Source organism: Candidatus Legionella polyplacis, assembly GCF_002776555.1.
Taxonomy (GTDB): domain Bacteria; phylum Pseudomonadota; class Gammaproteobacteria; order Legionellales; family Legionellaceae; genus Legionella_E; species Legionella_E polyplacis.
The window spans coordinates 104,727-121,393 of the sequence record NZ_CP021497.1 but is presented as its reverse complement, the minus strand read 5'-3'; the positions used below and the strand labels follow the sequence as shown (position 1 = coordinate 121,393).

Below are 16,667 nucleotides of genomic sequence, written 5' to 3'. Positions count from 1 at the left end.
TTTTATATTTATTAGTTTATATCTTAATATAATCTAATACTATTTTAGTGTTTTTATAAATTGGGTAATTTTGTTTATAGGAATTAGATATCTTTCTTTATTTTTTCTGGATTTATATTCAATAAGATTATTTTTTATATTTTTATAACTAATAATTAAATGATGTGGTATGCCAATTAAATCATGATCCATAAATAGAATACCAGGTTTTTCATTTCTATCATCCAATAAAACATCCCAATTTTCTTTAATTAGTTGTTCATATATATTTTCTGATATAGTTTTAATTAAATTTGATTGATGTGCATTTATTGGAATTATAACTATTTGAAATGGAGCAATTTCAAATGGCCATATAATTCCGTTTGCATCATGAAATTGTTCAATAATAGCAGCGATTATTCGACTAACTCCAAATCCATAGCATCCCATGATTAAGTTTGTTAGTTTATGATTTTTATTTAAAATTTTTGCATTTAGTATTTTTGAATATTTATTTCCAATTTGAAATATATGTGCTATTTCTATTCCTTTACAAGATTTTAATTTTCCTTTTCCGTCTGGACTTAGATCTCCTACTTGTACTTTTCTTAGATCATAAACATCATTATAGTGTACGTCTTTTCCCCATTTAACATTTAAGTAAAATTTATTTATTTCATTGGCTCCGCAAATAAAATCGTTTACCATCAGAGCATGGTAATCAACAATAATTGGAATTTTTAAGTTGATTGGTCCTAAAAAGCAAGGTAATGTATTAAAAATTTTTTTTATAGTTTTTTCTTTAATTAATTTTATTGGTGATTTTATTAATGGATGTTTTTCAGCTTTAGTTAAATTAAGTTCATCATTTTCTTTTAAAATGAGTGCTATAAATGGATTATGTTTTCCTTCAACGATAAAAGTTTTTATAATTTTTTCTTTTTTTGCTTTAAAAAAAATAGATATTTCATTGTTTGATGTAATTTCAAATATTTTTTTATTTGTTTTAATATTATTATTATTATTATTATTAGATTTTATTATAGATTGATAGTGTTTTATTGAAGATTTTAAATCAGTAGCTTGTTCTAAATTTGCAGCATAATTACTTTTATTACTATATATAATTATATCTTCTCCAATATTTGTTAAGATTTGGAATTCATGTGATATATCCCCTCCTATATTTCCGTTATTAGCTTTTACAATACGATAATTTAATTTTAATTTATTAAGTATATTACAATAAGTTTCTCGCATTATTTTATAAGTGTTTTTTAAACATTCATCGTTTAAGTGAAAAGAGTAAGCATCTTTCATAATAAATTCTTGTGTTCTTATTGTTCCAAATCTTGGTCTAATTTCATTTCTAAATTTATTTTGAATTTGATAAAAAATAATAGGTAATTGTTTATAAGATTTTAGTTCGTGTTTAATTAATTTAGTAATAATTTCTTCATGAGTAGGAGATAAACAATATTCTTTGTGACGATTATCCTTTAATTTCATTAACTGATTTCCAAATATGTTCCATCTTCCAGTTTTTTTCCATAATGTTGATGGTTGTAATATTGGCATAAGTATTTCTATTGCGTTATTTTTATTCATTTCTTGTCTAATTAAATTTTTTATTTTTTGCAGTATTTTTAACCCTAGTGGCATCCATGTATATAATCCTGTACTAATTTTTCGTATAATCCCAGATTTTATCATTAATTGATAAGAGATATTTTCTTCATTATTTATAGAATTTTTATTTGTTGATAAAAACCATTTAGATATGCGCATTATTTATATAGTTAGTGTATAACAATATTATTATTATATATATTATATGTATAAATTTTTATTTGGAAAAATAATGTATTAAGATTTAATTAATTATTATGAGTTATTTAAAAAGTTATTTTAAATATTTTGGTTTTTTTAAATTTTATTATTTTTTTATTTGTTAGAAGTTAACAATTACTATTTTTAAATCTTAAAATTTTATGTTTTTATATATATTATTATTATAATAAATAGATTTTATAATATAAATGTTTTTTTATTTGAATGGTCAATTATTGGAGTTGTAATCGTTTCAAACAATATATTTTTTTTTATAATTTTATTATTATGAATAATAAATAAAATTCCTTTCATTGTTAATTTATTTTTTAATATAAAAAATAGTTTTCCGTTAGATAAAAATTTTAATAGGTGTGAAATTTTATTTTCATTAATTGCTGCTGTACATATTAATATATCAAATATGTGTTGATTGTTATCTTTATAGATATTAAAATCTTTTTTGATTAGTTTTGTATTTTTGATAGATAAAATTTTTAATTTATCTTTAGCTGTTTTTATAAATTCTTCATAATAATCAATGCTTATGATTTTTTTAGATAATTTACTTAATATTGCTGTAAAAAATCCTGTTCCTGTTCCTATTTCTAATATTTTTTCATTTCCTTTTAACAGTAAGGACTGTAAAATAATAGCTTCTTCTAATGGAGTTAACATATATTGATTATAATTTATTGGTATTCTCATATCAGAGTAGGCAAATGTTTTAAGTTTATTATGAACAAAAATATGTCTAGGTATAGTATTGAAAATATCAAGGATTTTTGGATCTGTTATATATCCATAATATAATTGTTTTTTTAACATATTATTTTTTTTTTTGTTCATTGTGAATATTATATAATATAATTTAAAAATTATTTTTATTTTAATTGATTTTAAAATTAGTTTTTTTTATTAAACATAATATTTTGAATAAAATGATAATTTTTATTTTAAGAATATTTTATTAAAATATCAAAACAAAGTTATTTTTTCATTTGGTGTAGGATACATTATGATAATAGTATTTTATTATTAGATTTTAAATTTAATAAAAATTATCAATATTTAACCTGTTGTAATTTAGTATTGTAAATTATCCAATTTAAAATTAATTATAAAAGAAGATCATTTTTGTTTTTAGGAAATTTATAGAACTGTACTGTTTAATATATATGTTATTATATAATTTTAGATTATTTTTAGTTAAAATTAATTTTTAATTTAAGATTATTTAATAATTTTATGATTAAGTTTTTTATTATATTTATAATGATTCCCATCATAAGCCATAAATTATTGTTATTTAATAAATCAACTTTAGTAGTGGATGATTATGGATATGTTCATCAGACATTGTTTTATTTAAAAGACAAAAGAGGTAGAAATGAGTTTCCATTGAAGATTTTATCAAATGGAAAAAAACAATTTATTTTTAATCCTAGGAAGTATATGTGGGCTGTTTATAATAAATATGGAGATCGAATAATGACAGGAAGTGCTTCTGGTGGAAAAGATTTTTGCAAAGATTTAGGAAAATCATGTCGTACTGTAATTGGTAGTTTTTATATTTATCATAAAAAAGGAGTAAATTGTCGTTCTAATGAATTTTTTATAAATAAAAGTAATTTAGGAGTTAAAATGCCTTATTGTATGTTTTTTTTTCGTGGATTTAGTATACATGCTGCTTATGAAGTTCCACATGCAAATTCTAGTCATGGTTGTATTAAAGTGTTTCCTAGTGCTGCAGAGTGGCTAAATAAATATTTTATACGAATAGGTACTCAGGTTGTAGTGCTTCCTTACTAATTTATTATTTTTTAATTGTTTTTTATTTAGTATAAAAGTTCTTCTATAAATTTTTTTATTAACTTATTAAGTTTTTTTTCTATTTTTGATGCCATTGCAAGCACTGTTTCATGTGTATGATTTGTAGATACAATACCTGTGGCATAATTTGTAATTCCTGCAATTGCGATAATTTTCATTCCGCAATGTTTTGCTAATAAGACTTCTGGAATAGTAGACATACCTATTGCATCTCCTCCTAATATTTTAAATGCTTTTATTTCTGCTGCTGTTTCATAATTAGGTCCTAATACTGAAATATATACTCCTTGATGTAAAATAATATTTTCTTTTTTAGCTATTATTAACATTTTTTCTTTTAATTTTGTATCATATAAATTGTTTAATGATAGAAATCTTGGTCCAAATTCTTCATCATTAATTCCAACTAGCGGATTATTTGGTTGCATATTTATATGATCAGTTAAAATCATAATTTCTCCTGGTTTAATTTTTTTTTTTAGAGATCCAGATGCATTAGTGCATAAAAAATATTGACAACCTAATAATTTTAATGTTCTAACGTATGTTTTCATTGTATGAAAATTTGTTCCTTCATAACTATGACTTCTTCCTTGTAAACATACAACATCTTTTCCTGATATATTTCCTAATATTAAGTTCCCATTATGACCATTTACTGTGCAATTTGGAAATCCTGGTAGATCTTTATATTTAATAAGAATAGTATTACTCAACATTGATGATAGGTTTCCTAAACCTGATCCAAGTATGATTCCTATAATTGGCTTAAAGTAAGGATTTTTTTTTTTTATTTTTTTTGTGGATATATGTGCTAATGTTATTTTTTTTTTTTGCATTTTTAAAATTTTGTATTGTTAAATATAAATATTTTATATCAAAATAGTTTTGATTAATATCTTATATTAAATAATTGTGTAATATTTTATTAATCGTTATAACTTGTTATAAGTTATTTTTATAAGTAAAATTTAAATGTAGGTTTTTATGAATAAATTATGTTATAAAGAATTTGTTAAGTTAGAAAGAATAGGTAGTTTATTAGTTTTTCTTTTTGCTTTGTTTGCAATAATTTTATCAAATTCTTCATATTATTATTTTTATAAAAAAGTATTAAATTACGTAGTTCAAATAAAAATATTTAATTTTTTGGTTGCAAAATCGTTATTATCATTAGTAAATGATGGTCTAATGATTATCTATTTTATATTAGTTGGTCTTGAAGTCATAGATATTCTTATAGAAAATTTTCTTGTTAATAAAATTAGTATATTAATTTTTAATATTGTTGTTTTTAGCGGTTTGGTTTTTCCAGCGTTTATATTTTTTATTTTTAATAAAAATTATGTAGAATATTTGAAGGGATGGTCTATACCGATTTCTACTGATATTGTTTTTTCTTCAAGTGTTATTAATTTTTTAAATCCTTGTGTTTCTTATTCTTTGAAAAGTTTATTAACTGTTATTTCTGTTTTTGATGATATACAATCAATGATTGTTATATCTATTTTTTATGTTAAAAAAGTTCCTTTATTTTTAGGATTGTTTTTAATTAGTATTATATTAATTTATTTATTTTATTTTAATTTTAAAAATTCCTTATTGTTTATAATTATTGGATTTTTTTCATTATTTTTTCTTTTTAAATCAGGTATTCATGGAGTTTTATCTGGAATCATTATATCTATAATTGTTTCTAAATATAAAAATTTAATTTTTTTAATATATTTTAAAAAGTATTTAAAATATTTTGTAACATTTTTTATTTTACCAATATTTGCTTTAGTAAATTCTGGTATAGTGTTTGTAAATTTTAATTTTTCAATGTTATTACATCCTATTTTTCTTGGTGTATTTTTTGGTTTATTGATAGGAAAGCAAATTGGTATATTTTTACCGTTGTTTTTTTTTATTAAAGTTAAACGTTTGTTAAAATTAGATCATGATGTTAAATCATTAGATATTTATGGAATTTCTTTACTTTGCGGAATTGGATTTACTATGAGTATATTTATTGGATCGATATCATATCATTATGATTTATATTATATGACTTTAGCTAAAGAAGGTATATTTTTAGGTTCATTTTGTTCTGGAATTTTAGGTGTTTTTGTTTTAAATAATATACATATAAAAAGAAATAATAACTTTGTTTAAAAAGATCTAAATCAATTTATTTTAAACTATTTTATAGTTAGTTATTTTATAATGATTTAATATTTTAATTATTTTAATTTAAAACCTAATTTTATTAGTAATTTATTTTCTAAATTTTTCATAATTATTTTTTCTTTTTTTTCAATATGATTAAATCCTAATAGATGTAGAATTCCATGAATGATCATAAGAGCTAAATATTTTTTAAATGGTTGGTCTATTTTTTTAGATTCTATTTTTAAAATTTTTGTGCAGATAATGATATCTCCTAAGAATTGATAATTTAATTTTTTATATGTAGAGATAGAACTAGGGAAAGATAATATATTTGTAATTTTATTTTTTTTTCTGTATAAATAATTTAATTGAATTATTTCATTCGGACATACGAATTTAATAGTAATTTCAGCAGTTTTTGTTAAGTTTTTTAATATTAATTTTGCCCAAAAAATAATGGTTTTAGTTTTTATCGGTATATAGTTTTTATGTGAATATTGTATATCTATGTAATATTTTTTTTTCATAAAGTATTGTTTATCGTTTTTAATAAATTGCTTTTTTGATAGTTTTGATAAAATTTAAAAAAATTGCAAGAATATTTTATAGAGTTAATATATATGTAAATATAAATATTTATAATTAAAGTATCGAGGTTTAATTTAAATGAAAAAGCGTGTAGTTTCTGGTATACGTGCTAGTGGAGATTTACATATTGGACATTATCATGGAGTAATTAAACATTGGATTGATTTGCAAAGTCAATATGATTGTTATTTTTTTATTGCAGATTTACATGGGTTAACAACTTTTTATAAAAATTCAAATTCTATTAAGCCTTTTGTTTGGAATATGTTGGTTGATTGGTTTGCATGTGGAATAAATCCAAATATGTGTAAAATTTTTATTCAATCTTGGATTTCAGAGCATATTGAATTATTTTTATTACTTTCTATGATAACTCCGTTAAATTGGGTTGAGCATGTTCCTTTTCATAAAAATCAAAAACAAAAAAATTTTTTGAGAAAAGATTTTATGACATATGGTTTTTTAGGTTATCCTATTTTACAAAGTTCTGATATATTACTTTATAGAGCAGATTACGTTCCAATTGGTCATGATCAAATTGCTCATATTGAGTTAACTAGAAAAATTGTTAGGAAATTTAATTTTTTATATAAAGATAATAATCTTTATATAAAACATGTAATTTTTAAGGTTATTCAAGATTTAAGAAGTAATTATAATAATTGTTATATTTTTTTAAAAAAAATATTACAAAACCATGATGGATATAAGTTAATTAATGAAATTAAGTTATTTTTAGCAAATTATAAAAAGTTTCCTTTAAGAGTTAAACAGGATTTATTAAGTAAATTTGATGTTTATAGAAAAAAAATATTGAATGAACCGAAAGCAATTATAAGACATGGTTTTTCTAAGGTAGTGGGAATAGATGGAAAAAAAATGTCTAAATCACTTCATAATACAATTTCTTTGAGAGAAAATTTAAACGATGTAAAAAAAAAGATATTTTCTATGCCAACTGATCCTAATCGTATAAAAAGATATATTCCTGGAAATCCAAGAAATTGTTCTATATGGCAATTACATAATATTTATTCAACAGATTCTTTAAAAGAATGGATAAGATCTGGATGTTGTTCTGCTAAAATTGGATGTGTTGATTGTAAAAAAATAGTTGTTGATTCTATTAAAGAGGAATTATTTGTGATTCAAGAAAAAATTCAGTTTTATCAATCAAAAATAGATTTGATTAAAAGTACTGTGATAGAACACACTGAAATTGCAAAAAAAGAAGCTAAAAAAACTTTGGATGAAATAAAAATAATAATGGGTTTAGATTATTGATTCAGTCAATAAAAAATTGATATAAGATATATAAACGTTAAAATTTATTATTTTATGTAAAATATGTATAAATAATTTTAAAATTTTAAAAATATTATTAAAAATAATATATTATTATTAATAATAAATAATATTAGTATTATATGATTAACAAACTTAAGAATAGTACTAATTTTTCTAGACAAGCTGAGCAATGGTGGGATAAAAATGGACCTTGTCATATACTTCATTGTATCAATCCTGTGCGTATTGAGTTTATTTGTAGATTTTGTTCTTTATTTGAGAAGGAAGTTTTAGATATTGGTTGTGGAGGAGGTATTTTATCAGAATCTATGGCAATGTTAGGGGCAAATGTTACTGGATTAGATATTGAAAATTCTCTTATTAATATAGCAAAATATCATGCTATTAAAAAATGTCTTGTTATAGATTATTATTGCATTTCTATTGATAATTACAGTGATAAATTGTTTGATATTATTGTTTGTTTAGAATTATTAGAGCATGTTAATGATCCTTATTCAATATTATATCATTGTTATAGATTATTAAGTTCCAGTGGTTATTTATTTATATCAACTATTAACTCCGGAGTTATATCATATATACAAATGGTTGTTATAGCTGAATATTTATCAGGTTTAATACCAAAACAAACACATGATTTTCGGAAATTTATGTCTCCAAGTAAACTTGCAAGTGTTGCAAGATCTATTGGATTTAAAGTTATTGATTTAAAGGGTATGTCATATAATTTTTTTACTAAACAAGCTAAAATTATTAATAAAATATGTGTAAATTATTTTATGGTTTTGCAAAAAAAATAGATTGATATATTCATTAATATGTTATCTATAAATTTTTTATATTTTTTATTGCTTTGTATATGTTTTAAAGTAATCTATAATTTTAATAGATATTTTAGATAATCCAATTTTATTTAATTTATTTATTTTTAACCATTTTTTTATGTTTGATTTCTTATTTATAAAAGTATGGTTTGATTCAATTTGTATTGCTATTGATTTTACATTAAGTATAAAATTACTTATCGGATATTTAAACTTAGTTAATAAGTATATATTTTTAATATTATTTAAATTATATTTATTTTCAATATATTCTTTAATAGAAATTTTAAAATCAATATAAGGAATAGTCCATAATTTTGGCCAAAGTTTTTTATAAGATTGTTTTATAAGAAAAATTTCGTTATATGAATTGTATATTAATAGAAATTTTTTACATTTTGTTATATTTTTTTTATTACGGTTTTTATAAGATAACGGAGGAATTATTTTATTTTTTTTTGAGATGCAGTTTATATGTAAAGGGCAAGTTATACAGTTTGGATATCTTGATTTACAATGAAAGAAACCTAGGTCCATAATTGCTTGAGTATAATCTGCGCTACGTTTTTTTGATACACATTTATTTGCTAAGTTAATTAATTTAATATTTAAATGTTTTTGATTGTCGATATAACTTAGATTAAAATATCTATATAGTACACGTTTAGCATTAGTGTCTAGTATTGCTTTTGGTAAGTTAAAAGCTTGGGATATTATAGCAGCGGCTGTAGATGGTCCAATTCCAGGTAATTTAATTAAGAATTTTATTTGATTGGGAAAATTTCCGTTATATTTATTCCAAATAATTTTGGAAGTTTTAATTAAATTGATAGCTCTATTATAATATCCAAGTCCTGACCAATGTAAAAGAATTTCCTCTTCCGATGCTTCAGCAAGATATTGGATATTAGGAAATTTATTTATAAAACGATTATAATATGGGATGACTGTTTTTAATCGAGTTTGTTGTAACATAATTTCAGATATCCATATTTTATATGGATCTGGATTAATAGAATTTTTCCATGGTAAGTTTTTTCTTCCATATTTATCAAACCATTTTAGCAATGGTTTAGTAAATGTTTCTTCAATGTTTTTCATATTTTTTTTAAGTGAAGTAAAATTTACTTTTTAATATTTTTATTATTTAATTTTACGTGTTATTTTTGTTTATTAAAATTTAATATTTTTTTAAATATTTTTTTAATAAAAATTGTTATTTTTAATTTTTATAAAAAATTATAATGTTTGTTATTTAAAATATTAATTTTATTGATTTTTATGTAATTTTAAAATTTATAGTATTATTAATTTTATGAGATCTAATATAAAGAAATTTATTAAAGAGTTAAGAAAAAAAATTAAACTTTATGATTATTATTATTATAATCTTAATAGATCTTTAGTTTCAGATTTTGTTTATGATAAGTGTTTTGAACAATTAAAAGAATTAGAAATAAAATATCCAGAATATATCAATTCTAATTCTCCGACACAATTGATTGGTACAAATCCTAGTAGTTGTTTTAAAAAAATTTTTCATAAAAAATCTATGTTGTCATTATCAAATGTTTATTCTTTTGAAGAATTAAAAAAGTTTTTTAATTGCATTTGTAAAAAATATTTTAAGGATATTAATAGTATTTTTTTTACTTGTGAACCAAAATTTGATGGAGTAGCAATTAATTTAGTTTATAAAGATGGAAAATTAGTGCATGCTATAACACGTGGAAATGGATTGGTTGGAGAAGATGTTACTGTGAATGTAAAGAATATATCTGATATTCCATTAATATTACCAAAAAATGTAAATTTTAATTTCATTGAAATTCGAGGAGAAATATATATTGCAAAGAAAGATTTTCTTTTAGTGAATAAAATAGCTAAATTTTCAAATAAATCTGTTTTTGCTACTGCTAGAAATGCGGCTTCAGGTGTTTTACGTAGATTAAATAATAATTTATATCAAAATGTACCATTATCAATATATTGTTATGGTATTGGTTCTTTTAGTGGTTTTTTTTTACCAAATAGTCATTTTTTTCGATTACAATTTTTAAAAAGTATAGGGTTTAAAATAAGTTCTAAAATTAAATTGGTTAAGGGATTAGATTCTTGTTTTTTTTATTATGAGCAGCTTAGAAAAAGTCGTATAAGTTTTCCATATGAAATTGATGGTATAGTATGCAAAGTTGATAATATTTGTTTACAAGATAAACTAGGATATTCAGCTCGTTTTCCAAAATATGCTTGTGCATATAAATTTTTATCAATAGAAAAAGAATCTAGGATAATTTCAGTAGATTTTCAGGTTAGTAGATTTGGTGTTTTAACTCCAGTAGCTAAGTTAGATCCTATTTGTATTAATGGAGTAGTAATTAAAAGGGTTACTTTAAATAATTTTAATGATATTTATCGAAAAGATATTCATATTGGTGATTTTGTTAAGATATGTAGATCTGGAGATGTTATTCCTAAAATTTTATCTATTATTTTGGAAAAAAGAACTTGTTTTGTTAAAAAAATAAATTTTCCTAAAAATTGTCCTGTTTGTAATTCTTTTGTTATTAGTAATTTTAAACGATCTGTATTTTTTTGTACTGGGGGATTGTTTTGTCTTGCCCAATTAAAACGAACATTAAAACATTTTTCCTCAAGTGAGGCTATGGATATTAGGGGAGTTGGTGTATCTATAATTAATAAATTGGTTGAGATCAATTTGGTTAGATCTATATCTGATTTATATTCTTTGCGGATAAATGATTTTTTAAAAGTACCAGGAATAGGTTTAAAATCTTCTAAAAAACTTTTTAAATCTATTAAAAATAGTAAAAATACTACGTTTGCAAGATTTTTATATGCTTTAGGTATTAAAGGGATAGGAGTAGTACATTCACGTTTGTTGTCTTTTAATTTTCAAACAATTAAAGATTTAAAATTAGCTACATTGGATAAATTGTTATCTATTAAAAATATTGGATTTACACGTGCAAAAAATATTTTGTCATTTTTAAATGAAAAAAAAAATTTAGATGTGATTAATGAGTTATTAGATTTTGGAATTTCTTGGAAAATAAATATTAAATTATTAAATAATAAAAATTTTGATTTTTTTAATGGAAAAATTATTGTTTTTACTGGAACATTAACTAAAATAAAGCGAAAAGATATTAAGATGTATATGTTGAATATGGGAGCTACAATTAATAATCATATTTCTAAAAATACTGATTACCTTATTAAAGGCATTAATCCTGGTTCAAAATTGAATAAAGCGATTAAATTTGGAATTAATATTTTAAATGAAAGTAATTTTTTTAAAATATTAAAAATGTATAATAATGATTTTAAAAATGAAAAGTAAAAAAAGATTTGTTCATTTACGTTTACATACTGAATTTTCTATTGTGGATGGATTGATTAGAATTCCATTATTAATGAAAAGATTACAAGATATGAATATGAACTCTGTTGCTGTTACTGAGTTTTGTAATCTTTTTTCAGTTATTAAGGTATATAAGTCTGCTATTAAAAATGGGATTAAACCTATTTTTGGTAGTGATTTACTATATTGTTTATCTGACAATTTAAAACAAATATCATCTTTAGTTTTGTTATGTCAAAATGAAAAAGGTTACAAGAATTTGATGACTCTTATATCAAAATCATATCAAAATAAATTATTTGGCAGCAAAATTGATTTGCCTTTAATATATAGTTCGTGGTTAAGGAATTGTTCAGATGGTTTAATTGCTTTATCTGGTGGAAGGTTAGGTTGTATTGGAAAAGCTTTATTGTTGAATGATGAAAAATTAGCTTTAAAATTAGCTAAATTCTTTTCAGAAATTTTTTATAATCGATTTTATTTGGAGATTCAAAGAACTGGAAGATTAGGGGAATCTGAATATAATAAAAAAATAATTTGTTTAGCTGATAAATTAGGTTTACCATTAGTTGCTACAAATGATGTTTGTTTTTTGTATCAAAATGATTTTGAAGCTCATGAAGTACGTGTTTGTATTAATAAAGGTTATACATTATCTAACAGTGATTGTTATAAAAAATATAGTTCTCAACAGTATTTACGTTCTGTAGAAGAAATGGTTGTTTTATTTAAAGATTTACCGCAGGCAATAGAAAATACAGTTGAAATTTCTAAGCGTTGTACGGTTATGTTTAATACTACTAATAAATATTTACCTAATTTTTTTACACCTAATGGTGAAAAAGTTGAGGATTATTTATTTGATTTATCTATGAAAGGATTGTTTAATCGTTTTAAAAGTATTATTTATTTGAGAGAATTAAATATCAGTAATAAGCTTTTTTTAAAATATAAAGAAAGATTAAAAAATGAATTGCATATTATTAATAAAATGGGTTTTGCTAGTTATTTTCTTATTGTTGCTGATTTTATTTGTTGGGCTAAAAAAAATAAGATTTCTGTTGGACCTGGTAGAGGATCTGGAGCTGGTTCTCTTGTTGCATATTCTTTAAATATTACTGATATAGATCCGATAAAATATAAATTATTTTTTGAGCGTTTTTTAAATCCAGAAAGAGTTTTTATGCCTGATTTTGATATTGATTTTTGTATTTTAGGAAGAGATCGTGTTATTGAATATGTTTCAAAAAAATATGGAAAAGAAAATGTATCTAAAATTATTACATTTGGTACTTTATCTGCAAAAGCGGTTGTTAGAGATGTTGGTCGTGTTTTAGGGTATCCTTATAGTTTTGTTGATAAAATAGCAAAATTAATTCCTTATACGTTAGGTGTATCTTTATATGAAGCATTATCTAAAAATCATATTTTAATGAGTCGTTATAATGATGAAGAAGAAGTAAGAGAATTAATTGATTTATCAATGAAACTTGAAGGAATTGTTAGAAATGTTAGTAAACATGCTGGAGGAGTAGTAATTTCACCTTCGAAATTAACTAATTTTACTGCTATTTATTGTGAGAAAGATTCTTTACAATTTATGAGTCAATTGGATAAAAGTGATCTTGAATATATTGGACTAATAAAATTTGATTTTTTAGGTTTAAAAACTTTGACAATTATAGATTGGGCGATTTCTTTTATAAATAAAGAAAAAGAAAGATCCAATAAGGAATATGTTAATATAAGTTTATTACCTCTTAATGATGAAAAGACATTTTCTTTACTTCAATCTTGTAATACTATTGGTATTTTTCAATTAGAATCATATGGAATGAGAAAATTAATAAAAAAAATAAAACCTAATTGTTTTAAAGATATTATTTCATTAATTGCATTATATAGACCTGGTCCATTACAATCAAATATGGTAGAAAATTTTATTAATTGTAAAAATAAAAAGAAAGAAATTTCATATTTACATGTTAGTTTAAAAGAAATTTTAGAGGAAACTTATGGTGTTATCTTATATCAAGAGCAAGTAATGCAAGTTGCACAAGTTCTTGCAAATTATAGTTTAGGTTCTGCTGATATATTAAGAAGAGCTATGTGTAAAAAAAACAAAGATGATATGGATAAACAAAGAAATATTTTTGTTAAAGGAGCACAACAGTCTAATATTTCATCTAAATTAGCAATTAATATTTTTAATATAATGGAAAAATTTGCAGGATATGGTTTTAATAAATCTCATTCAACAGCATATGCTTTACTCACTTATCGTACTGCATGGATTAAAGCTAATTATCCTGCATTTTTTATGACAGCTGTTATGTCTTATGATATGAGTAATACGGATAAAATAATTATATTTATTAATGAATGTTTTAGAATGAATATTAAAGTACTTCCTCCATCTATTAATAAATCACAATATAAATTTATGGTTATTGATAATAATTCAATTTTATATGGACTAGGTGCCATTAAAGGATTGGGAGTGTCAATAATTAAATTCATTATAGAAGAACGTATAAAAAATGGTGAATATATTGATTTATTTAATTTTTGTTATCGAATGGATTTGAAAAAAATAAATCGTAGGGTTTTAGAAGTTTTAATAAAAAGTGGAAGTATGGATTGTTTTATGAAAAGTAGATCTATTTTATATAATTCATTGCATAATATTTTAAGAAATGTTAATAGAATTCATAAAGATGTTCAATATGGACAAATTAATTTATTAAATTCTTTGGAAGATAATTATCAAGAAGATAATGATTATTTTAAATTAAAAGATTCTTGGTCAGATTATGAAAGGCTTTCTGGTGAAAAAGAGACGTTAGGGTTGTATTTAACAGATCATCCTACAAAAAAATATATTAAAGAATTTAAAAAATTTGTTTTTACTATTTTTGATTTAACTTCTATTAAGAAAGGTTTATGTTATTCTTGTTGTGGATTAATAAATAATATTAAAAGTGTTTTAACAAAAAGTGAAAAAGAAATTGTAATTATTAGTATAGAAGATTATTCTGCTATGGCGGAAATTGTTGTTAATTCAATTTTTTATCAAAAACATCAAAATTATTTAAAATTAGGAAAGATATTATTGTTTAATGGAATAATAGTAGAGAATTATTATAATAATTTTGTTAGGATGATTTTAAGAAAATTTTTTTATATTCATAAAAAATAAATATTTTTATGAGATACTTTATCTAAATTTAAATAGCTATTTAAAAATATGATTTTATTTTAGTTAAATTTATAAAAATAATATTTTATATATTAGATACTTTTATGAAAGTAAAATTTACTAGATTTTTTAAAAAAATAAAATTCTGTATTAAATTAATTTATAAAATCATTGTAAAATTAATTTTAATATATAAAAATATTTTATATAGTAAATTATATATATAAAGATTTTATTACATAAAGTAATATTTTATACAATAAAGATATATGCTTGAAATTAGAAAATTAGATTTTGGTTATACGGATAGATTTATTTTTAAAAATGTAAATTTTTGTATAGGTGATGGTCAGTTACTACATTTAAAAGGAGATAATGGAGTTGGTAAAACAACTTTATTAAAGGTGATATTAGGTATTTTTTTTCCTAAAAATGGATCCATATTATATAATGGTATGAATATATTGGACAATTTGTTTTTATATCAAAAAAATATTTGTTTTGTTGGACATAAATTAGGATTTTCTCCATTTTTAACTGTAAAAGAAAATATTTTTTTTGATATAAACTTTTTTAATTTAGAAGTGGATTATAGAAAAATATTAAGGAAATTTAATTTACAAGATTTTTATGATGATTTATGTTACTATTTATCTACAGGGCAGAAGAGACTAGTTTCCTTATTACGGATTTTAATTACAAATGCTAAATTTTGGTTGTTAGATGAGCCTTTTGTTTCTTTAGATAAAAGAATGATTGTTTTTATAGAAAAGATTATGTTTAATCATTTGAGTTGTGGTGGAATGATTCTATTGATATCTCATCAGGATATTGTTTTAAAAAAAATTAATTACTTGGAGTATTTTTTATATAAAAGATATGATAAATGTAAGGATCTTATTTTTAAGACAAATAAATCGTGAAATATTATTATGTATTCGACAACCGAGTGTTGTTTTATATTCTGTTTTATTTTTTTTAATGGTTAATGTATTTTTTCCTTTGACTTTATCTTCAGAATATGTATCGATTACAAGTATTTCTCCTGGATTATTTTGGATATCAATATTATTAATGTGTTTATTATCTTCATCTGTGTTGTTTATACAGGATTATGAATGTGGTGTTATTGAACAGTGGTTAGTGTCTGGTTATCCGTTGGTATTGATGGTAAGTGCAAAAATTTTTTCTTATTGTTTTTTGAATTTATTATCAATCTTAATATTTTGTCCGTTTTTAGCATTGTTATTTAATTTTAATATTTATGAATTGTTTATTATAGTATTGAGTTTTATATTTGGAAGTCCAACTATTTTTTTTCTTGCGGCGTTTGCTTCTGCTTTGGTAAAAAGACACTTTCAGAAAGGAGCATTGATTTCTATAATTTTTTTTCCATTAAGTATTCCAGTAATTATTTTAGGAAGTACTATCATAAATAGTAGTATTAATAATTTTCCTTTTGGAATTTATTTAATTGTTTTGTTATTAATTTCTTTGCTATTTATGAGTTTTTTACCATTTGTTATTGCAGAAATTATTCGTATTAATTTTAATGATTAAA

13 protein-coding genes are annotated in these 16,667 nt (G+C 21.6%); 8 read left to right on the top strand and 5 right to left on the bottom strand.

The features are described from left to right. Positions 1-39 precede the first annotated feature (39 nt). Positions 40-1,770 carry a proline--tRNA ligase gene (locus CCU22_RS00595; protein ID WP_100114679.1) on the bottom strand — a complete coding sequence of 577 codons (1,731 nt, stop codon included), beginning with the start codon at positions 1,768-1,770 and terminating at the stop codon, positions 40-42. A 240-nt stretch (positions 1,771-2,010) separates the two neighbouring features. Further along, a complete protein-coding gene (locus CCU22_RS00590; protein WP_100114678.1) occupies positions 2,011-2,661 on the bottom strand; it encodes a protein-L-isoaspartate O-methyltransferase family protein in 651 nt (216 codons plus the stop codon). 399 nt (positions 2,662-3,060) lie between these two features. Here CCU22_RS00590 and CCU22_RS00585 point away from each other — a divergent pair, with 399 nt between their 5' ends. Beyond that, on the top strand, positions 3,061-3,624 hold the full coding sequence (locus CCU22_RS00585) for a L,D-transpeptidase (protein ID WP_406564801.1): 564 nt from the start codon (positions 3,061-3,063) through the stop codon (positions 3,622-3,624). A 26-nt stretch (positions 3,625-3,650) separates the two neighbouring features. Here CCU22_RS00585 and CCU22_RS00580 read toward each other — a convergent pair whose 3' ends face one another. Then, complete coding sequence (locus CCU22_RS00580) at positions 3,651-4,484, bottom strand: purine-nucleoside phosphorylase (RefSeq protein ID WP_100114677.1); 834 nt, start codon at positions 4,482-4,484, stop codon at positions 3,651-3,653. A gap of 148 nt (positions 4,485-4,632) precedes the next feature. On the opposite strand from CCU22_RS00580, the gene CCU22_RS00575 reads away from it, so the two are divergent. Then, positions 4,633-5,802, top strand: coding sequence for a Na+/H+ antiporter NhaA (locus tag CCU22_RS00575; protein WP_100114676.1), 1,170 nt, complete (start codon positions 4,633-4,635; stop codon positions 5,800-5,802). A 68-nt stretch (positions 5,803-5,870) separates the two neighbouring features. Here the strand turns inward: CCU22_RS00575 and ybeY are convergent, their stop codons facing one another. Continuing rightward, positions 5,871-6,326: an rRNA maturation RNase YbeY gene (gene ybeY, locus CCU22_RS00570; RefSeq protein WP_100114675.1), complete on the bottom strand. Its 456-nt coding sequence runs from the start codon at positions 6,324-6,326 to the stop codon at positions 5,871-5,873. Between the two features lie 139 nt (positions 6,327-6,465). Between ybeY and CCU22_RS00565 the strand changes: the two genes are divergently transcribed. Further along, on the top strand, positions 6,466-7,671 hold the full coding sequence (locus tag CCU22_RS00565) for a nucleotidyl transferase family protein (protein WP_100114674.1): 1,206 nt from the start codon (positions 6,466-6,468) through the stop codon (positions 7,669-7,671). A 143-nt stretch (positions 7,672-7,814) separates the two neighbouring features. Continuing rightward, entirely contained in the window at positions 7,815-8,498 is a 684-nt protein-coding gene (gene ubiG / locus CCU22_RS00560; RefSeq protein ID WP_100114673.1) for a bifunctional 2-polyprenyl-6-hydroxyphenol methylase/3-demethylubiquinol 3-O-methyltransferase UbiG, read from the top strand. A gap of 45 nt (positions 8,499-8,543) precedes the next feature. Here the strand turns inward: ubiG and mutY are convergent, their stop codons facing one another. After that, complete coding sequence (gene mutY / locus CCU22_RS00555; protein ID WP_100114672.1) at positions 8,544-9,623, bottom strand: A/G-specific adenine glycosylase; 1,080 nt, start codon at positions 9,621-9,623, stop codon at positions 8,544-8,546. 214 nt (positions 9,624-9,837) lie between these two features. On the opposite strand from mutY, the gene ligA reads away from it, so the two are divergent. The 4 genes from ligA (at position 9,838) to CCU22_RS00535 (ending at position 16,666) form a co-directional block, all read left to right on the top strand. After that, positions 9,838-11,886 carry an NAD-dependent DNA ligase LigA gene (ligA, locus tag CCU22_RS00550; protein ID WP_100114671.1) on the top strand — a complete coding sequence of 683 codons (2,049 nt, stop codon included), beginning with the start codon at positions 9,838-9,840 and terminating at the stop codon, positions 11,884-11,886. Then, entirely contained in the window at positions 11,876-15,106 is a 3,231-nt protein-coding gene (gene dnaE / locus CCU22_RS00545) for a DNA polymerase III subunit alpha (RefSeq protein ID WP_158521310.1), read from the top strand. Before ligA ends, dnaE begins: the two co-directional genes overlap by 11 nt. Before the next feature lie 269 nt (positions 15,107-15,375). Further along, positions 15,376-16,029 carry a heme ABC exporter ATP-binding protein CcmA gene (gene ccmA, locus CCU22_RS00540; RefSeq protein ID WP_100114669.1) on the top strand — a complete coding sequence of 218 codons (654 nt, stop codon included), beginning with the start codon at positions 15,376-15,378 and terminating at the stop codon, positions 16,027-16,029. Then, the gene (locus tag CCU22_RS00535; protein ID WP_100114668.1) at positions 15,986-16,666 is read left to right on the top strand and encodes a heme exporter protein CcmB; all 681 of its coding nucleotides are present in this window, start codon (positions 15,986-15,988) and stop codon (positions 16,664-16,666) included. The genes ccmA and CCU22_RS00535 overlap by 44 nt, the downstream gene beginning before the upstream one ends. Position 16,667: the final 1 nt, after the last annotated feature.